16 protein-coding genes are annotated in these 19,573 nt (G+C 72.4%); 12 read left to right on the top strand and 4 right to left on the bottom strand.

Annotated elements, in window-relative coordinates; translation table 11 throughout:
• Positions 1–70: 70 nt before the first annotated feature.
• Positions 71–1,975, top strand: coding sequence for an ABC transporter ATP-binding protein (locus IPM45_11420; GenBank protein MBK9180149.1), 1,905 nt, complete (start codon positions 71–73; stop codon positions 1,973–1,975).
• A 52-nt stretch (positions 1,976–2,027) separates the two neighbouring features.
• Here the strand turns inward: IPM45_11420 and IPM45_11425 are convergent, their stop codons facing one another.
• Together IPM45_11425 and IPM45_11430 are read right to left on the bottom strand one after the other, a co-directional pair.
• A complete protein-coding gene (locus IPM45_11425) occupies positions 2,028–2,684 on the bottom strand; it encodes a class I SAM-dependent methyltransferase (GenBank protein MBK9180150.1) in 657 nt (218 codons plus the stop codon).
• Entirely contained in the window at positions 2,681–4,966 is a 2,286-nt protein-coding gene (locus IPM45_11430; protein MBK9180151.1) for a copper-translocating P-type ATPase, read from the bottom strand. Before IPM45_11430 ends, IPM45_11425 begins: the two co-directional genes overlap by 4 nt.
• Positions 4,967–5,271: 305 nt before the next feature.
• Between IPM45_11430 and IPM45_11435 the strand changes: the two genes are divergently transcribed.
• The 6 genes from IPM45_11435 (at position 5,272) to IPM45_11460 (ending at position 12,189) form a co-directional block, all read left to right on the top strand.
• The gene (locus IPM45_11435; GenBank protein ID MBK9180152.1) at positions 5,272–6,084 is read left to right on the top strand and encodes an ABC transporter ATP-binding protein; all 813 of its coding nucleotides are present in this window, start codon (positions 5,272–5,274) and stop codon (positions 6,082–6,084) included.
• On the top strand, positions 6,084–6,854 hold the full coding sequence (locus IPM45_11440) for an ABC transporter ATP-binding protein (protein ID MBK9180153.1): 771 nt from the start codon (positions 6,084–6,086) through the stop codon (positions 6,852–6,854). Before IPM45_11435 ends, IPM45_11440 begins: the two co-directional genes overlap by 1 nt.
• 19 nt (positions 6,855–6,873) lie before the next feature.
• The gene (locus IPM45_11445; GenBank protein ID MBK9180154.1) at positions 6,874–8,712 is read left to right on the top strand and encodes an AMP-binding protein; all 1,839 of its coding nucleotides are present in this window, start codon (positions 6,874–6,876) and stop codon (positions 8,710–8,712) included.
• A 7-nt stretch (positions 8,713–8,719) separates the two neighbouring features.
• Complete coding sequence (locus IPM45_11450) at positions 8,720–9,616, top strand: branched-chain amino acid ABC transporter permease (protein ID MBK9180155.1); 897 nt, start codon at positions 8,720–8,722, stop codon at positions 9,614–9,616.
• A 104-nt stretch (positions 9,617–9,720) separates the two neighbouring features.
• Positions 9,721–10,815: a branched-chain amino acid ABC transporter permease gene (locus IPM45_11455; GenBank protein MBK9180156.1), complete on the top strand. Its 1,095-nt coding sequence runs from the start codon at positions 9,721–9,723 to the stop codon at positions 10,813–10,815.
• 84 nt (positions 10,816–10,899) lie between these two features.
• Positions 10,900–12,189, top strand: coding sequence for an ABC transporter substrate-binding protein (locus tag IPM45_11460; protein ID MBK9180157.1), 1,290 nt, complete (start codon positions 10,900–10,902; stop codon positions 12,187–12,189).
• Positions 12,190–12,285: 96 nt separating this feature from the next.
• On the opposite strand, the gene IPM45_11465 is transcribed toward IPM45_11460, so the two are convergent.
• Positions 12,286–14,037 carry an alpha-galactosidase gene (locus tag IPM45_11465; protein ID MBK9180158.1) on the bottom strand — a complete coding sequence of 584 codons (1,752 nt, stop codon included), beginning with the start codon at positions 14,035–14,037 and terminating at the stop codon, positions 12,286–12,288.
• Positions 14,038–14,054: 17 nt separating this feature from the next.
• Positions 14,055–14,432: a TraR/DksA C4-type zinc finger protein gene (locus IPM45_11470; protein ID MBK9180159.1), complete on the bottom strand. Its 378-nt coding sequence runs from the start codon at positions 14,430–14,432 to the stop codon at positions 14,055–14,057.
• A 160-nt stretch (positions 14,433–14,592) separates the two neighbouring features.
• Between IPM45_11470 and ugpC the strand changes: the two genes are divergently transcribed.
• The 5 genes from ugpC to IPM45_11495 are packed head-to-tail and all read left to right on the top strand — an operon-like array spanning position 14,593 to position 19,572.
• Positions 14,593–15,678 carry a sn-glycerol-3-phosphate ABC transporter ATP-binding protein UgpC gene (gene ugpC / locus IPM45_11475; GenBank protein ID MBK9180160.1) on the top strand — a complete coding sequence of 362 codons (1,086 nt, stop codon included), beginning with the start codon at positions 14,593–14,595 and terminating at the stop codon, positions 15,676–15,678.
• On the top strand, positions 15,678–16,628 hold the full coding sequence (locus IPM45_11480; protein MBK9180161.1) for a sugar ABC transporter permease: 951 nt from the start codon (positions 15,678–15,680) through the stop codon (positions 16,626–16,628). Before ugpC ends, IPM45_11480 begins: the two co-directional genes overlap by 1 nt.
• Positions 16,629–16,632: 4 nt before the next feature.
• Positions 16,633–17,499, top strand: a complete 867-nt coding sequence (locus IPM45_11485) for a carbohydrate ABC transporter permease (GenBank protein MBK9180162.1) — start codon at positions 16,633–16,635, stop codon at positions 17,497–17,499.
• 22 nt (positions 17,500–17,521) lie between these two features.
• Complete coding sequence (locus IPM45_11490) at positions 17,522–18,979, top strand: ABC transporter substrate-binding protein (GenBank protein MBK9180163.1); 1,458 nt, start codon at positions 17,522–17,524, stop codon at positions 18,977–18,979.
• 53 nt (positions 18,980–19,032) lie between these two features.
• Complete coding sequence (locus IPM45_11495) at positions 19,033–19,572, top strand: PIN domain-containing protein (GenBank protein ID MBK9180164.1); 540 nt, start codon at positions 19,033–19,035, stop codon at positions 19,570–19,572.
• The last annotated feature ends 1 nt before the right edge of the window (position 19,573 follow it).

Consider the following 19,573-nt stretch of genomic DNA (forward strand, 5'->3'; position numbering starts at 1 on the left):
GCGCCCGTCGCTCGCGACGACCCGACCGGTGGGGTTGGGGGGCCCCGCCTCTACCCTCCACCCCATGCGGATGGGTCCCCACCACGCCCTGGGCTCCGACCCGGAGGCCGTCGCCGGCGCCACGGTCGACCGGCGGGTGGTGCGGCGCATGTGGCGCTTCGCCCGGCCCTACCGGGGCCCCCTCGTGGGCTTCCTGGTCACCATCGTCGTGGCCGCCCTGCTGGCCCTGGTGCCGCCGTTCCTGTTCCGCTCGATCATCGACACCGCGATCCCCGACGAGAACCGCCGGCTGGTGTGGGTGCTGGCCACCTTCACCGTGGCCGCGGCGCTGGGCGACGCCGTGCTCAGCGTGGTGCAGCGCTGGTGGTCGTCGCGCATCGGCGAGGGGCTCATCTACGACCTGCGCTCCGCGCTCTACGACCACGTCCAGCGCATGCCGATCGCCTTCTTCACCCGCAGCCAGACCGGTGCGCTCATCTCGCGGCTGAACAACGACGTGATCGGGGCCCAGAACGCCCTCACCGGCACGCTCGGGCAGGTGGTCTCGAACGCCGTGGTGCTGGTGTCGACCCTCGCGGCGATGATCGCCCTGGAGTGGCGCCTCACCCTCCTCGCCCTGGTGGTGCTGCCGCTGTTCGTCGTCCCGGCCAAGCGGGTGGGCCGCCGGCTCCAGAAGATCACCCGCGAGCAGATGAACCTCAACGCGTCGATGAACTCGACCATGACCGAGCGGTTCAACGTGTCGGGCGCCCTGCTGGTGAAGCTGTTCGGCAGCTACGACGCCGAGTCGGGGCGGTTCTCGGCCAAGGCCCGACGGGTGGCCGACATCGGCGTCACCTCGGCCATGTACGGCCGAGTGTTCTTCGTGGCCCTCGGCCTGGTGGCCGCCATCGGCACCGCCGTGGTCTACGGGCTCGGCGCCCAGCTGGTGATCTCGGCGTCGATCACCACCGGCACCCTGGTGGCCATGGCCGCCCTGGTCACGCGGATCTACACGCCGCTCACCAGCCTCACCAACGCGCGGGTCGACCTCATGACGGCGGTGGTGTCGTTCGAGCGGGTGTTCGAGGTGCTCGACACGCCGCTCGGCATCGACGACGCCCCCGGGGCCTACGACCTGGTCGAGCCGGCCGGGCGCATCCGCTTCGACGGCGTCTGGTTCCGGTACCCGCCGCCCGACACCGGTGCCCTGGCCTCGCTCGAGAACCCCACCGGCGACGGGCCCGTCGCCCGCAGCGGCGCCCCCGGGGAGTGGGTCCTCCAGGGCATCGACCTCACGGTCGAGCCGGGCACCCTGGTCGCCCTGGTCGGGCCGTCCGGGGCCGGCAAGACCACGCTCTCGTCCCTCGTGCCCCGGCTGTACGACGTCACCGAGGGCGTCGTGCTCATCGACGGCCACGACGTCCGCCACCTCACCCAGGCCAGCCTGCGGGGCGCCATCGGCGTGGTGGCCCAGGACCCGCACCTGTTCCACGAGTCGATCGGCGACAACCTGCGCTACGCCCGGCCCGGGGCCACCCAGGCCGAGCTCGAGGAGGCGTGTCGGGCGGCCCGCATCCACGACCTGATCGCCGGGCTCCCGGACGGGTACGACACCGTGGTCGGCGAGCGGGGCCACCGGCTGTCGGGCGGGGAGAAGCAGCGGCTGGCCATCGCCCGCATGCTGCTGAAGGACCCGACGGTCGTGATCCTCGACGAGGCCACCAGCCACCTCGACTCGGAGAACGAGGCGCTCGTGCAGCAGGCGCTCACCGACGCCCTCTCGGGCCGCACCTCGATCGTGATCGCGCACCGGCTGTCCACCATCCAGTCGGCCGACGAGATCGTGGTCCTCGACGAGGGCCGGATCGTGGAGCGGGGCACGCACCGCGAGCTGCTGGCGGCCGGGGGCCTGTACGCCGACCTCTACCGCACCCTGCTGCGCGACTCCACCCAGGCGATCCTCGGGGAGGCCACCCCCGCGCTGGCCGACTGAGGGCGACGCCGGCCGGCCCCGGGGCGGGCGCGCGGCGACCGGCAGCGGTGCGTCAGGCCGGGCGCCGCCCGGCCAGCAGGGCCAGCTCGCGCCACTTCCAGTAGCAGTCGACGTCGTCGAGGCCGGCCTCGCCCAGCCAGGCCAGCTGGGTCGCCACGTCGAGCAGCTGGTTGGACGGGTCGTCGTCGGCAGGGTCGTTGCCGATGGCCACCAGGAAGGCCGTGTGCAGCTGCTCGGTGGGCGAGGCGACGTGCTCGAGGTTGGCGAACAGCCCACCCGGCTCGAGGATCGAGACCGCCTCGCCGTACAGCGCCCGCTTGCGCGGATGGCTCACGTGGTGGATGGCGAAGCTGGAGACGACCGCGTCGAACCGGCCCAGATCGGGCAGGGCGTCGTCGAGGTCGTGGCGTTGCAGCACCACCCGCTCGTCGCCGGCGAAGCGCTCGGCCGCCCGCGCCAGCATCGTGTCGGAGAGGTCGAGGCCGGTCACCGTGGCATCGGGACGGGCTGCGAGCACCAGGGCCGCGAGCCGGCCGTCGCCGGTGCCGAGGTCGAGCACCCGCTCGACCCGCTCGGGGAGCAGCTCGAGCAGCGTGGCCTCTCCCTCGGTGCGGTGGGGGATGCGGTCGGCCCGGCCCAGGTAGGCGAGGGCGTGCTCGGCCGACCCCCACAGGTTGACGGGTGGTCGGGCGACAGGGTCGGTGCTCACCCGCCGATGGTCGCCGGTCCGGCGGTGGCCGGCAACCGGGTTCCGCCGGTGGACACGGCCCGGCGCACTCCCCGGAAGCGGCGGAGCCGCAGGGAGTTGGTGACCACGAAGACCGACGAGAAGCCCATCGCCCCCGCGGCGATCATCGGGTTCAGCACCCCCAGGGCGGCCAGCGGGATGGCGGCGGTGTTGTAGGCGAACGCCCAGAAGAGGTTGCCCTTGATGGTCGCCAGCGTGCGGCGGGACAGGGCGATGGCGTCGGCCACGCCCCGCAGGTCGCCGCTCACCACGGTGAGGTCGGAGGCCTCGACGGCCACGTCGGTGCCGGTGCCCACGGCGATCCCGAGGTCGGCCTGGGCCAGGGCGGGCGCGTCGTTGATGCCGTCGCCCACCATGGCCACGTGGTGGCCGGCCTCCTGGAGGCGGCGGACCTCGGCCACCTTGTCGTCGGGGAGCACCTCGGCCAGCACGCGGTCGACACCCACCTCGGTGCCCACCGCCTCGGCGGTGCGGCGGTTGTCGCCGGTGAGCAGCACCACCTGCAGCCCCAGGCGGTGCAGGGCGGCCACCGCCTCCGACGACGTGGCCTTGACCCGGTCGGCGACCTCGAGCACGCCGCGGGCCACGACGGGCGCGCCGGGGTCGGTGGCCCAGCCGACCAGCACCGCCGTGCGGCCCCGGGCCTCGGCCGCGGCCGTGGCGGCCTCGACCCCGGCGGGCACCTCGGCGAACAGGAGCCGGCGGCCGACCAGCACGTCGACGCCGTCGACCCGGCCCAGCACCCCGAAGCCGGGCAGGGCCTCGAGCCCGGCGACGGGCGCCGGGTCGGCGACGGCGCCCGCGACGGCGCGTGCGATGGGGTGCTCGGACCCGGCCTCGACCGACGCCGCCAGCCGGAGCAGGCGGCCGCGGTCGACCCCGTCGTCGGCGACGGCGTCGACCAGCTCCATCCGGCCCTCGGTGACCGTGCCGGTCTTGTCGAGCACCACCACGTCGGCCTGGCGGGTGCTCTCCAGCACCTCGCCGCCCTTGATGATCACGCCCAGCTGGGCGCCCCGGCCGGTGCCCACCATGATCGCGGTGGGCGTGGCCAGGCCCAGGGCGCAGGGGCAGGCGATGATCAGCACCGCCACCGCCGCGGTGAAGGCGTCGTCGGCGCTGTGGCCCGTCAGGAGCCACGCGGCCAGGGTGGCGAGGGCGACGGCCAGCACGACCGGCACGAACACGCCGGCCACCCGGTCGGCCAGGCGCTGGACCGGCGCCCGCGACCCCTGGGCCTCCTCGACCAGCCGCACGATCTGGGCCAGCGCGGTGTCGCCGCCGACCCGCGAGGCCTCGACCACCAGCAGGCCGGTGGTGTTCACGGTGGCGCCGATCACCTCGCTGCCCGGCCCGACCTCCACCGGGACCGGCTCGCCGGTGAGCATGGAGGCGTCGACCGCGGAGTGCCCGTCGACCACGACGCCGTCGGTCGACACCTTCTCGCCCGGTCGCACCACGAACCGGGTGCCGACGGCCAGCTCGTCGAGCGGGATCTCGGTGCCGTCCTCGAGCCGGGCGGTGCGCACCCCGAGCCCGGCGAGCGCGCGCAGGGCGTCGCCCGAGCGCTGCTTGGCCCCGGCCTCGAGCCACTTGCCGAGCAGGATGAGGGCGATGATGACCACCGCCGTCTCGAAGTAGACGTGGGCGGCGTCGGAGGAGCCGGGCGCACCCATGCCGGGCATGGCGCCCATGCCGGGGTCGGTGTCGGCGGCACCGAGGAACAGCAGCGCCACCATCGACCAGGCCCAGGCCGCCAGCGTGCCCATCGACACGAGCGTGTCCATGGTGGCCGTGCCGTGGCGCAGGTTGACCAGCGCGGCGCGGTGGAACCCCCAGCCGCTGAAGAAGACGACGGGGGTGGCCAGGGCGGCGGCCAGCCACGGCCACCCGTCGAACTGGAGGGCGGGAACCATCGAGACCAGCGTGACGGGCAGGCCGAGGGCGACCGCGACCACCAGCCGCCGCCGCACCACCTGCCGGTAGCGGGCCTCGCGCTCGGCCGGGTCGTCGACCTCCGGGACCGTGTAGCCGAGGGACCGGATCCGAGCGGTGAGGTCGGCCTGGTCGAGCCGGGTGGGGTCGAACACCACCGTGGCCCGGGCCGCGGCCAGGTTGACGTTCGCCCGCTCGACGCCGTCGAGCCTCCCCAGGCCCCGCCCGATGCGCGTCGCACACGCCGCGCAGGTCATGCCCTCGATGGGCAGGTCGACCCGGGTGCGCGTGGTGCTCGCAGGGGCCATGCGATCAGGATAGGGACGGCGGCGAGGCCGGCCACCCGCAGAGCCGAGCCGAGCCACCGGCGCGTGGCCGCAGAGGGATGGCGCCGGGCCGGCGCCGCGGGGTGGGACCTCCACGCCGTCCGAGTCCGCTCCGGGCCGGGCTCGCATCGCGACGCCGAGTCGGTGTGACCATTGCCGCTCGGCGCCGCCTGTGGCAGCATGCGGCCCGCCACGGGGGACAGCCAACCCGGCGTTCGTGGTCCCGAACCCGACCTCGTACCCACCCCCGCAGCGACGCCCATGCCGTAGCGACCGACCGGGGGGACATGAGCGACACCGCCAGCACGCCGCTCCTCGCGGTCAGCAACCTCGAGGTCGTCTACAGCGACGTCATCCTGGTGCTGCGAGGCGTCAGCCTGCAGGTGCCCGCCGGCCGCATCGTGGCCGTCCTCGGGGCCAACGGCGCGGGCAAGACCACGCTGCTGCGGTCCATCACGGGCCTGCTCAACGTCCACCGGGGCCGCATCACCAAGGGATCCGTCGAGCTGGCCGGCAAGGCCGTGAACGGCAACGACCCGGCCAGCATCGTGCGCCGGGGCCTGGCCCAGGTGATGGAGGGCCGGCGGATCTTCGCCGAGCTCACGGTCGACGAGAACCTGCGGACAGGGGCGTACACCCAGACCAACAAGGCGGCCGTGCGGGAGTCGTACGAGCGGGTGATGACCCTCTTCCCGATCCTGGCCGACCGGCGGCGGAGCACGGCCGGCTACCTGTCGGGAGGCGAGCAGCAGATGCTGGCCATGGGCCGGGCCCTGATGGCCTCCCCCAAGGTCATGCTGCTCGACGAGCCCTCGCTCGGCCTGGCCCCGATGATCGTCACCCAGATCCGCGACATCATCGCCGGCATCAACGAGCAGGGCACCGCCGTGCTGCTCGTGGAGCAGAACGCCACCATGGCCCTGTCGATCGCCCACCACGGCTACGTGATGGAGAACGGCCGGGTGGTGAAGGACGGCCCGGGTCAGGACCTGCTGGCCGACAAGGACATCCAGGAGTTCTACCTGGGGATGGGCGAGGCCGGCCGGAAGTCGTTCCGCGACGTCAAGACGTACCGTCGCCGCAAGAAGTGGAGCGCGTGATGGCGCCCCTGCTGGAGGTGGCCGACATCACCCTGCGCTTCGGCGGTGTCACGGCCCTCTCGGGCGTGACGTTCGAGGTGGAGCCGGGTGAGCTGTTCGCGGTGATCGGACCCAACGGCGCCGGGAAGACATCGATCTTCAACTGCCTCAACGGCGTGTACCGGCCCCAGGAGGGCTCGATCCGCCTGGAGGGCCGCGAGCTGGTCGGCATCAGGCCGGTGAAGGCTGCCGAGCTGGGGGTCGCCCGAACGTTCCAGAACCTGGGCCTGTTCGTGAACCTCCGACTGGTCGAGAACCTGATGCTCGGCCGCCACCACCTGATGAGGACCGGCTTCGCCGCCGGCGCCCTGTGGTTCGGGAAGGCCCGCAACGAGGAGCTCCGCAACCGGGAGAAGGTCGAGGAGGTCATCGAGCTGCTCGACCTGGCGCCGTACCGCCAGCTGCCGGTGGGCATGCTCCCGTACGGCGTGCAGAAGCGCATCGAGCTGGGCCGGGCCCTCGCCATGGAGCCCCGGCTGCTGCTGCTCGACGAGCCGGTGGCCGGGATGAACCTCGAGGAGACCGAGGACATGGCGCGCTACATCCTCGAGATCAAGGACCACCTCGACCTGGCCATGATCCTCGTCGAGCACGACATGCACATGGTGATGGACCTGGCCGACCGGGTCATGGCCCTCGACTTCGGGGTGCCCATCACGGTGGGCACGCCCGCCGAGGTGCAGGCCGACCCGAAGGTCATCGAGGCCTACCTGGGCCAGGCGGCCATCTGATGACGAGGGAGGTGCCCGCATGACCACGGTGATGGAGAGCCCCACCCCGTCGACGCCGGCCGCCCTCGGCGGCTCGCTCCCGGCGATCCTGCTGAAGCGGGGCGAGCTCACGCCCTCACGCGTCGCCCTGCGCAAGAAGTGGCTCGGCCGCTGGCGGGAGTACACGTGGCAGGAGTACGCCGAGCGCACCAGCCGCATCGGGCTGGGCCTGCTCGAGCTGGGGGTGCAGCCCGGCGACCGGGTGGCCGTGCACTCCGAGAACCGTCCGGCGTGGGTGCTGTGCGACCTGGCCGCCCAGGGGATCGGCGCCGTCACGGTGGGCATCTACCCCACCAGCCCGGCCAGCGAGGTCGAGTACCTGCTCGGCCACTCCGAGGCCGTCGTGCACGTCGTCGAGGACGAGGAGCAGTTCGACAAGGTCATGGAGGTCCGTGACCGCCTCCCGAACCTCCGCACGATCGTCGTGATCGACACCCGCGGGATCCGCGACCTCGACGACCCGATGGTGATGACCTTCCGTGAGCTCGAGGCGCTCGGCGGTCCGGGCGACCCGGCCGAGTTCCGGCGCCGGGTCGACGCCATCGACCCGGCGGACACCGGGATCATCGTCTACACGTCGGGCACCACCGGGCCACCCAAGGGAGCGATGATCTCCCACGCCAACATGGAGGCCGCGGCCCGCTACGCCGACGCCGTGTTCGACGTCGACGACCGGGCCGAGGTGCTCTCGTACCTGCCGCTCTGCCACATCGCCGAGCGGCTCATCTCGGTGATCAACGCGGTGAGCTGGGGCTACGTCGTCAACTTCGGCGAGGGCGGCGACACGTTCGTCCAGGACCTGCGCGAGGTGCAGCCGACGTTCTTCCTCGGCGTTCCCCGCGTGTGGGAGAAGATGCTCGCCGGCATCCAGATCCGCATGAACGACGCCTCCCGGGCGAAGAAGGCGACGTACCGGTTCTGGCTGAAGCGGGGGCGGAAGCTGGCCGCCAAGCGCATGCGGAGCGGGCTCGGCCCCCTCGACCGGGTGTCGTACTTCCTGGCCTGGTTCCTCGTGTTCCGCAGCATCCGCGAGAAGCTGGGGCTGCTGCGCGTGCGTGGCGCCCTGTCGGGCGCGGCGCCCATCGCCCCGGCCGTGCTCGAGCACTTCTGGGCCATCGGCGTTCCCGTGCTCGAGGGCTACGGCCAGACCGAGAACACGGCCCAGGCAACCATCACGCCGCGCGACGACGTGCGCATCGGCAAGGTGGGCCGGCCGGTCCCCGAGACCGAGATCCGCATCGCCGACGACGGCGAGATCCTCACGAGGGGGCCCGGCAACTTCACGGGCTACTTCAAGGACGACGCGGCCACGGCGGCCACGCTCGACGCCGACGGCTGGCTGCACACCGGCGACATCGGCGAGCTCGACGCCGACGGCTACCTCGCCATCACCGACCGCAAGAAGGACATCATCATCACCGCCGGCGGCAAGAACATCTCCCCGTCGGAGATCGAGAACGCCCTGAAGGTGTCACCGTACGTCCGCGAGGCGATCGTGATCGGCGACCGGCGCAAGTACCTCTCGGCGCTCATCGGGATCGAGCCCGACACCGTCGGCGACTGGGCCACCCGCCGCCGGATCGTCTACACGACGTACGAGGATCTGGCGGGCAAGCCCGAGGTGCGCGAGCTCATCGCCGGGGTGGTCGCGGAGACCAACAGGCAGTTCGCCCAGGTGGAGACCATCAAGCAGTTCGAGCTCCTGCGCAAGGAGCTCGACCAGGAGGACGGCGAGCTCACCGCCACCCAGAAGGTGAAGCGGGCGGCCATCGAGCGCGAGTTCGCCGACGTCATCGACAGCATGTACCAGGGGGTGTGAGGGGCCGATGACGGACTTCCTGCAGCTCGTCTTCTCGGGCCTCGCCGTCGGCAGCCGCTACGCCCTCATCGCCCTCGGGTTCGTGATCATCTACCGGTCCACCGGGGTGATCAACTTCGCCCAGGGCAGCTTCATGCTGTTCGGGGCCTACCTGGCCTACAACAGCTACCAGACCTGGGGGCTCCCCTTCTACCTGTCGCTGCTGATCGCCATGGCCGGCGGCGGGCTGCTGGGCGCCCTCGTCGACCGGCTGATCCTGCGGCGCATGGTGGGCCAGCCCCCCTTCGCCACGGTGATGATCACCATCGGCCTCCTGTTCTTCCTCGACCAGGTCATCACCTCGATCTGGGGCTTCGACCAGCTGAACCTGAACGACCCGTGGGGCGTTCGCACGGTGAACGTCGGCGACCTCGTCTTCTCGGTGAAGGACCTCTGGACGATCGGGCTCACGGCCGCGGTCCTCGTGTCCTTCTTCCTCTTCTTCCGCTTCTCCAAGGTGGGGGTGGCCATGCGGGCCACCGCCCTCGACGCCGAAGCGGCGCAGGCCCAGGGGATCAACGTCCGGCGGGTGTTCATGGTGTCGTGGGGCATCGCCGGCGTGGTGGCGGCCGTCGCCGGCGTCACCCTGGCCGCCGGCCCCGCCCAGCTCAACCCGGCCCTCGGGCTGGTCGCCCTCGGCGCCTTCCCGGCCATGATCCTGGGCGGGCTCGACTCCCCCGGAGGCGCCGTGATCGGCGGCATCATCATCGGCGTCACCCAGCAGCTCACCGCCGGCTACCAGCCCGAGTACGCGCCGTGGCTGGGGAGCAACTTCCAGATCGTCATGCCCTACATCGTGATGATCATCATCCTGATGGTGCGGCCCTACGGCCTGTTCGGCACCAAGGAGGTGCACCGGGTCTGATGGCTGCCCCCGTCGACTCCACGCCCCGCACCGTCGCCGGCGCCCGCCCCGAGCACCGGGCCGGGCGCCCCCCGCTGGCATCGCGCCTGCGCTCCAGCCCGCTGATGGTGCGCCGGTACGCCCAGGACCTCAAGCTGTGGCGGTCCCGCCCCATGAAGGTGGCGATGCTCGCCCTGCTGGTGCTGTGGGCCGTCGGCCCGCTGGTGCTCACCGAGTTCTGGGTGGTGGTCCTCAACTTCTGCGGCGTCTACGCCATCGGCGCGCTCGGCCTGATGCTGCTCACCGGGTTCACCGGTCAGGTGTCCCTGGGGCAGGCCTTCTTCATCGGCACCGGCGCCTACGTCGCCGCCTGGTTCGGCGACCACCTCGACTGGCCGTTGCTGCTGTGGCTGCCCACCGCGGCGATCGTCGGCGGGCTGATCGGCGGCGCGATCGGGCCGTTCGCCCTGCGGCTCCGGGGCCAGTACCTGGTGATCGTCACCCTGGGCCTGCTGTTCGTGGGCGACTACATCTTCAACAACTGGGAGTCGGTGACCGGCGGTGGCGCCGGCACGTCGGCGGCGGCACCCCTGGCCGTCGGCCCCATCGACTTCGGCCAGCTCGAACTGTTCGGCAAGGAGTTCTCCCGGCCCCAGGGCGTCTTCTACCTGATCTGGATCGTGGCCGCGATCTCCGCCGTGCTCATCAAGAACATCGTGCGCAGCCGGCCGGGGCGGGCCCTCCAGGCGGTGCGCGACCGCGACGTGGCCGCCGAGGTGATCGGGGTCAGCCTGGCCCGCTACAAGATCGGCGCCTTCGTGATCTCGTCGGCGCTGGCGGCCGTGGCCGGCGGCCTGTACGCGGCCTGCATCCAGCAGTACGTGAGCCCCAGCGAGTTCGGCATGAACCCGCCCCTCGGGCTGTTCCTGTCGATCCAGTACCTCGCCTTCATCATCGTGGGCGGTCTCGGCACGGTGTTCGGCGCCGTGATCGGCGCCATCTTCGTCGGCGCCATCCCCCGCCTCATCGAGCGGTTCAGCGGCTCGATCCCGGGGGTGTCGACCGGGCCCGGCGACCCCGGCATCCTCACCGTGTTCGCCCTCAACCAGATGATCTTCGGCGCTCTCATCGTGGTCTTCCTCGCCTTGGAGCCCCGGGGGCTGGCCGCCCTGTGGTTGCGGGTGAAGGCGTACTTCAAGGCCTGGCCGTTCTCGTACTGACCAGCGGGTTCTCCCACCAAGCGACACCGACAAGGAGGCAACAACGTGAGACGAGGCAAGGTTCTCTGGCGGCTCCTCGGGGGCCTGTTGGCGTTGAGCCTGGTCGCCGCGGCCTGCGGGGGCGACGACGACGACGACACCTCCGCCACCACCGAGGCCGGCACGGAGACCACGGCGGGCGGCACCGAGACGACCGGCGCCACCGGCCCGGTCGAGACCGGTCCCGGCGTCACCGAGGACACCATCACCCTCGGCGTGGTGACACCCCAGACGGGCGCTGCCGCGGTCATCGGCAACCCGCTGACGGCCGGCAACCAGGTGTTCTTCGACGCGCTCAACGCCCAGGGCGGGGTGGCCGGCCAGTACCAGGTCAACCTGACGGTCGTCGACAGCCAGTACCAGCCGCCCACCGCGGTGCAGCAGTACAACGCCATCAAGGGCGACGTGGCCGCCTTCGTGCAGGTCCTGGGCACGGCCGTCACCCAGGCGATCCTGCCCCAGCTGAGCACCGACAACATCCTGGCGTCGCCGGCGTCGCTCGACGCCTTCTGGCTCGTCGAGGAGCAGCTGCTGCCCATCGGCGGTCCCTACCAGGTCCAGGCCATCAACGCCCTCACCTGGTACTACGAGCAGGCCGGCAACGAGGGCAAGAAGCTCTGCACGATGGCCCAGGACGACCCCTACGGCGAGGCCGGCGTGGCCGGTGTCCAGGCGTTCGCCGATGGCGCCGGCATCGAGATCGGCGCCCAGACCACCTTCCGCCAGGGCGACGCCGACTTCACCGCCCAGATCCAGCAGCTCCAGGGCGACGGCTGCGAGGTCGTCTGGCTCGTCTCGCTGCCGCTCGAGACCGGGGGCATCCTGGGCAAGGCCCTCGGCGTCGGCTTCGCCCCGCAGTGGATCGGCCAGTCGCCGACGTGGATCACCCGCCTCGGCGAGTCGCCGCTGGCCGACTACCTCACCACCAACTTCCTGCTCGCCTCCGAGGGCGGGGCGTGGGGTGACGAGTCGATCCCCGGCATGGCCCAGATGATCGCCGACGTCGAGCAGTACGCCCCCGACCAGCAGCCCGACATCTACTTCGCCTTCGGCTACGCCCAGGCCTGGGCCATGACCCAGGTGCTGGAGAGGGCGATCGAGATGGGCAGCCTGTCGCGTGAGGGCATCATGGCCGCGGCCGAGACCGAGCAGGAGCTCTCCTACGAGGACCTGATCGGCACCCAGACGTACGGCCTGCCCGACGTGCGCAACCCGTCCCGCCAGACGACGATCTTCAAGGTCGACCTGGCCGCGCCCGGCTACCTGGCTGCCGCCGGGCCCGACTCCATCAACTTCACCAGCCCGGCCGCCGAGGACTACCAGTTCGAGGAGTGACCGTCCGGGTGCACCGCATCCGCTGAGCACGGGGCCCGCCCTCCGGGGCGGGCCCCGCCGCGTCGCTCGCGATGGCCCCGCGCCGGTGGGTGCCGCTCAGGAGCGCCCGAGCCGCAGGCGCTCCGGGTGGTCGGGGTCGGCGTCGAGGGTGAGGCCGGCGGCCGACAGCCGCCGGGGCCAGGCGTGCTCCAGCACGTCGTCGCAACGAGGGGCGGGCCCGAGGCGGGCGGCGTCGTCGACCGTGCGTCCCAGCTCCACCACCTCCTCGAGGAGGGCCTCGGCGTCGGCGCCCAGCAGGGCCAGGTCGTCGGACACCAGGGCCATGCCCCCGCTCATGCCCACGGCCAGCGCCCAGGCCCGGGCCTCGTCGCGGGTGAGGGCGGTGTCGGTGGTGCGCAGCATCAGGCAGTCGGGGTCGTTCACCCACAGACGGCGATGCTGGAAGCTCCGCACCAGGGCCGATCGCCAGGCGTTGCGGGTCGACGGCACGACCGCGTCGTAGCCGGGGGGGATGAACTGGTCGGCCGCCGGTAGCCACGACGGTGCCACGTCGGGGCCGATGCGCATGCCGTCGACCGGGCCGACGGCCGGGCCGAGGGGGCAGCCGCAACCCAGCAGGAAGGTGTCGTCGCCCGCGCCGCGACGGATCGCCTCGAGGCCGAGGCGCAGCCGTTGGGCCGGGGTGCGCGACGGGTCGGCGTAGCGGCCGGGCAGGGTGGGGGCGTAGAGGAAGTCGAGCTTGAGGTACCCGAACCCGGCGTCGGCCAGGGTGCGGGCGACGTGCTCGAGGTGGGCGAGCGTCTCCGGGCGGGTGGTGTCGAGGCCGTAGACGGACCCGCCCCACGCCGGGTTCACCATGGCCAGGTTCGGCCCGTCGTGGCGGGCGTCGCGGGCCAGGTGGGCCGGATCGGCCAGGACCGGTGCGGCGTCGAGGGTGGCGACGAAGGGGGCGAGCCAGATGCCGGGGGTGCGGCCGGCGGCGGCCACGGCGGAGGCGATGGCGTCGAGATCCGACGGGAAGTCGTCGTTGGTGCGCAGCCAGTCGCCGACGGCGGGCTGGTAGCCGTCGTCCAGCTGGAACACGTCGAAGGGCCACTCCACGGCCCGGCTGAGGTTGTCGCGGAAGGCGGCCTCGGTGATGCCCGTGAAGTAGTGGTACCAGGAGCACCAGCCCACCAGGTAGGGCGCGGCGACGCGGGCCCGACCGGCCTCGCCGAAGCGGGCGGCCCAGGTGTCGAGCAGCGCAGGGGCCGAGGCGCCCTCCTCCCACTCCACCCCGTGGAGGTCGCGGCGCTCACCGGCGCCCACCACGGCCCCGCCCAGGAACGCCTCGGCGGCCAGCTCGGGGGTGCCGGCGGGGCCGGCGGGCCGCAGCCGGAACGTGCCGTCGTGCCCGGCCGCTCCCTCGAAGCCGACGACGAGCGGGTGCCCGTCGCCCACCCGCAGCACCGTGACCAGCTCGGAGCGCAGCTCGCCGGGGCCGGCCACGGCCGGGTCGGCGTGGTAGATGCCCCGGACCAGGTCGATGGAGCCGGGGGTCGTGGACGGGTCGCGGTCGACCCCCAGCACCCCCACCCCGCAGGGCGACCACGACTGGTGGCCGTGCTGGAGGAACCGGACCGGACCGGTGGTCGTGCCCAGGTCGACCACCAGCCGGACGGCGTCGAGGGAGACGGGCGCCGGGCCGGGGTTGGCGACGCTCCAGCCCACCCGCTGGTCGGCCACCGCCACCCGGAGCTCCACGCCGCCCACCGCGACGGCGCCGCCGGCCGGCAGCGGCAGCCGGACCGTCGCCTCACCGGGGCGGCAGACCTCGACGGCGAGCGGGCGCCCGGACGAGAACGGCACGGTGGCGGAGCGGCCCGCTAGCGCAGCGGCAGGCCGCCCTCGGCCTGCCGCTGGTGGGCCACGCAGTAGCGGGCCGCGGGGAGCGCCTCGAGGCGGGCGTCGTCGATGGGTCGCCCGCACGCCTCGCAGGTGCCGTACGTGCCGTCGTCGAGGCGCAGCAGGGCGTGCTCGACGTCGGCCATCTCGATCTCGACCTGCTCGAGCACCGAGAGGTCCTTCTCGCGCTCGAACGTCTCGGTGCCGAGGTCGGCCTGGTGCTGCGCGGCCGACGACAGCTCGGCGATGCTCGCCGTCTCGGTCTCGCCGCCGATGTCGTCCTCGGCGATGCTCGCCCGCACCGAGTCGAGCCTCGACCGCTCGGCCTCCAGACGGTCCCGGGCCTCCTGCTGCTCCACGGCCGTGGAGCCTAGCCCTGGGGCCGCCGGCGGCCGCACGGGCCGCGGTGGAGGCGTCCCCGCGAACGGCCGGCGTTGCGGACCGTTCACGGGGGGGCAACCTCCCGTGCAGCCGGGGGCAACGCCCCCGACGGGTCGCGTCCCCTAGGCTCGGGCGGCGATGGGGCAGGTGCTGCTCGACCACGTCACCAAGCGCTTCGGATCGGTCATCGCGGTCGACGACCTGTCGCTCGACATCGAGGACCAGGAGTTCCTGGTGCTCCTCGGCCCGTCGGGGTGCGGCAAGTCCACGCTGCTGCGGATGATCGCCGGCCTCGAGGAGCCCACGTCGGGCACGGTCACGATCGGTGACCGGGTCGTGAACGGCATCGAGCCCAAGAACCGCGACATCGCCATGGTGTTCCAGAGCTACGCCCTCTACCCCCACAAGAGCGCCCGGCAGAACATCGAGTTCCCCCTCAGGACGCGCGGTGTCCCAAAGGCCGAGCGCGACCAGCTGGTGACCGATGCGGCCACCACCCTCGGGCTCACCGAGCTGCTCGACCGCAAGCCCGGCCAGATGTCCGGCGGGCAGCGCCAGCGGGTGGCCCTGGCCCGCGCCATCGTGCGGCGCCCGGCCGTGTTCCTGATGGACGAGCCGCTGTCGAACCTCGACGCCAAGCTGCGCGTGCAGACCCGGGCCGAGCTCATCGACCTCCACCAGCGGCTGGCCACCACCTTCGTCTACGTCACCCACGACCAGGTCGAGGCCATGACCATGGGGAGCCGGGTGGCGATCATGCTGGCCGGCGTGCTGCAGCAGGTGGGCGCGCCCCAGGAGGTCTACGACCGCCCCGCGAGCGTCTTCGTCGCCCAGTTCATCGGCAGCCCCCCCATGAACGTGGTCGCCGGCACGGTGGTCGGTGCCGACGGCGATCGCACGGTGGCCCTCCCCGGGGGGAGCGTGCCGCTCCCGCCCCGCCTCGCCCACGCCGTGGCCGAGCGGGGCCTCACCGACGTGATGGTGGGGGTGCGGCCGGAGCACCTCGGCTTCTCGCCCGACACCGGCATCGCGGCCACGGTGCGGGTCGTCGAGTCGCTGGGCCACGAGCGCCACGTGCTGTGCCGCGTGGAAGACGGCACCACCGTCACGGTCCGCGTGCCCTCCCACCGGCCGACGCCGGTCGAGGGCGAGCAGGTGTGGCTCACCGCCACCATCGACGACCTCCACCTGTTCGACGCGGTCAGCCGCGCCCGGATCGACTGATGGCCCAGGTCACCATCCCCACCACGGCCACGGAGGGTGTCGACCTGTCGGATGCGGCCCCGCTGTCGCGCAGCCGCACGCGCGAGCGCCTCCTCGGCCTGCTCCTGTTCCTGCCCTCGCTGGTGGTCTTCGGGGTCTTCGTCTTCTACCCGATGGCCCGCACGGTGTGGCTCGGGTTCTTCGAGACCGACTTCTTCGGCGGCAACCGCAGCTGGGTGGGGTTCCGGCAGTACGGCGACGTGCTCGGCTCCTCCGAGTTCCGCAACTCCCTGAAGGTGACGATCCTGTTCGCCCTCTACACGGTGCCCACGGGCCTGGCCCTCGGCGTCGGGCTGGCGGTGCTGGCCCACAAGCAGCTGCGGGGCATCGGCTTCTTCCGCACCACCTTCTCGTCGACGGTCGCCACCTCGGTGGCCGTCGCGTCGCTGATGTGGCTGGTGCTGCTGAACCCCTCGATCGGCCTGCTCACCCAGATCCTGCCGTTCGAGATCCTGAAGAACCCGGGCCTGCTGCGGAGCCCCACGTGGGCGCTCCTCGCCGTGGGGCTCACCACCGTCTGGCAGAACCTGGGCTTCACGTTCCTGGTGATGACCGCGGGGCTGCAGTCGATCCCCGAGGAGCTGTACGAGAGCGCCCGCATCGACGGCGCCGGCGGCTGGCGGCAGTTCACCAACGTCACCCTGCCGCTGCTGTCGCCCACGCTGCTGTTCGGCTTCGTGGTGCTGACCATCAACGCGTTCCAGTCGTTCGGCCAGATCGACCTGCTCACCCAGGGCGGCCCGCTGGAGCGCACCAACGTGATCGTGTACTCGATCTACCGCAACGCCTTCGGGCAGAACGTGGACCAGGGCGCGGCCGCCGCGCAGGCGGTGGTGCTGTTCGTGATCGTGCTCGTGCTCACCGTCGTGCAGTTCCGGGTGCTGGAGCGTCGTGTCCACTACGGCAGCTGACCGGGTGACCGCCGCGGGCGGGCTGCCGCGGCCGTCGGGCGGGGCGCAGGTCGTGCACGGGCTGCGCCTGGCCGGCCGCTACCTGCTGCTCGCGGTCGTCGCCGTGGTGGTGCTCCTGCCCATCTACGTCACGCTGGTGGGCGCCATCCAGCCCGGCGCCCAGGTGCTCGACTACCCCCGGTCGCTGTTCCCCACCAACCTCACCCTCGACGTCATCCGCGAGGCCTGGCGGGTGGGCAACCTCGACCAGTACCTGCTCAACAGCGCCATCGTGGCCATGTGCATCACCGCGGCGCAGGTGTTCACGGCGATCCTCGCCGCCTACGCCTTCGCCTATCTGCAGATGCCCCTGCGCAACGTGATCTTCTTCGTGTTCATCGCCACGCTCATGGTGCCGGCCGAGGCCACGATCATCGCCAACGTCGACACGATCCAGAGCCTCGGGGTCATCGACTCGTACCCGGCCCTGATCATGCCGTTCCTCGCCGCCGCCTTCGGCACCTTCCTGATCCGCCAGGTGTTCCTGTCGGTGCCCCGCGACCTGCGCGACGCGGCGGCCCTCGACGGCCTCGGCCACTGGGGCTTCATGTGGAAGGTGGCCGTGCCCCTCGCCCGGCCCGCCATCGGCGCCTTCGCGGTGTTCAGCTTCCTGTCGGCCTGGAACCAGTACCTCTGGCCGCTCCTCGTCACCAACACCGACCGCTACCGCACCGTGCAGATCGGCCTGCGCCAGCTGGCCTCCACCAACATCGACGAGATCAACCTGATCATGGCGGGGACGGTCATCGCCGCCCTGCCCATCTTCCTCGTGCTCCTGCTCTTCCAGCGCCAGCTCATCCGCGGGCTCACCGCCGGCGCCGTGAAGGGCTGAGCCCCGACCACGGAGGTCCCCCGTGCCCCGACCCAAGCGCCTGCTGCTGGTGATCCTCGGCGTGCTGCTCCCCCTCACCCTGGTGGCTGCCGCCTGCTCCGGCGACGACGACGACGGTGGGGGCTCGTCGGGCACCGAGACCACCGAGGGCGGCGGCGGCGACTCCGCCCTGCCCGAGTGCCCGGTCGACGCCCTCGAGTCGGCCAGCGGGCCGGTGAGCATCGACTTCTGGTGGGGCGTGCCCGGCGGCGAGGTGAGCACCACCATCCAGGCCCTCGTCGACCGGTACAACGCCGCCCAGGACACGGTGCAGGTGAACCTGGTGCTCAACAACTCCTACGACGAGAACCTCGACAAGTACCGAGCCGCGTCACCCGGCGACCGGCCGGAGATCATCCAGCTGGAGGACACCGCCACCCAGCTGATGATCGACTCGCAGACGACGCTGCCGGTGCAGTCGTGCATCGAGGCGTCCGGCTACGACACGTCGGACTACCTGCCCCGCCTCCTCGCGTACTACACGGTCGAGGACGTGATGTGGCCGATGGTCTACAACGTCTCCAACCCGATCCTCTACTACAACAAGCTCGTCTTCGAGCGGGCCGGCCTCGACCCCGACGTCGCCCCCACCACGTTCGACGAGCTCCGCCAGATGAGCCAGCAGATCGTCGACTCGGGTGCCGCGTCCTACGGCCTGTCGTTCGGGATCACGCCGTGGGAGTGGGTCGAGCAGCAGTTCGCCATCTCGGGTGAGCTCTACGTGAACGAGGAGAACGGCCGGGCGGCCCGCGCCACCGAGGCCCTCTTCGACAACGAGCTGGGCGTCGGTGTGGTCCAGTGGCTGAACGACATGGTCGACGACGGCCTCGCCATCAACGTGGGCCTCAACGTGAACGGCCAGGACAACCTGCTCAAGCTGGTCGACCAGCAGGAGCCGTCGGCCATGACCATCAACACCACCGCGGCCCTCGCCACCGTGTTCAGCGTGGCCGAGTCGACGTACCCCGACACCGTGAAGGTGGGCATCGCCCCCCTCCCCGCGTACGGCACGGTCGACGGCGGCGTGATGGTGGGCGGCGGCGCCCTGTGGATGGTGGCCGACAAGTCGGCCGAGGAGATCGCCGCCTCGTGGGACTTCATCCAGTGGCTGAACGACCCGGTGAACCACGCCGACTTCAGCGTGGGAACGGGCTACATCCCGATCCGCGAGTCCGAGATCGAGGAGCCGGTGATCCAGGAGGCGTGGGGGGCCCGGCCCGAGTTCCGGGTGGCCTACGACCAGCTGGTGGAGGGGGCGCTCAACCCGGGCAGCGCCGGCCCGGTCATCGGCCCGTACCGCCAGATCCGCGACGCCATGCAGCAGAACCTGGAGCGGGTGTTCGCCGGCCAGATGACGCCCGAGGAGATGATGGCCGCCACCAAGGCCCAGGCCGACACCGACCTGGCCGACTACGCCCGCCGCACCGGCACGGGGGGCTGATCGCGGAGGGGGGCGTCGGCTCACCCTCCGGCCCGGACGGCCGATCTGAAGGCATGGCCCGCCTGCGGCTCCTCCGCCTGTGCGACGAGCTCGACGCGGCCCACGGCGGGCCCGAGCCCGAGGAGCGCGGCCAGGTGGAGCTGGCGGCGTCCTGGCTGCCGGCCCGCCGGCCGCCCGGCGCCGCCGCCGGGGCCCGGCTGGTGCTCGACGCCGGCGCCGTGCTCGCCCTGCTCGGCCCGGCCGGCCGGGCCCGGGCCTGGGTGCGGTGGATGGCCGAGCACGGGGGCGTGGTCGTGGTGCCGGCTCCGGTGGTCGCCGACGTGGTGGCGGCCGCCAACGGCCGGGAGCCCGAGCTCGAGCGCGCCCTCCGCGGGCTGATGGGCGGGGCCGGGCCGGAGGTGGTCGACGAGGACGTGGCCCGGCTGGCCGGCTGGCTCCGGAAGCGGGCCGGCGGCCGGGGCGACGCGGTCGATGCGCTCGTCGCGGCGGAGGCCCTCGTCGGGGGCGATCCGGCCGTCGTGCTCACCGGGCGCGTGCAGGAGCTGCGAGACATCCTCCGGGGCGTCGACCGCGTGGCCGTGGTCGGCGTCTGAG

Source organism: Acidimicrobiales bacterium (assembly GCA_016716005.1).
Lineage (GTDB): Bacteria > Actinomycetota > Acidimicrobiia > Acidimicrobiales > JADJXE01 > JADJXE01.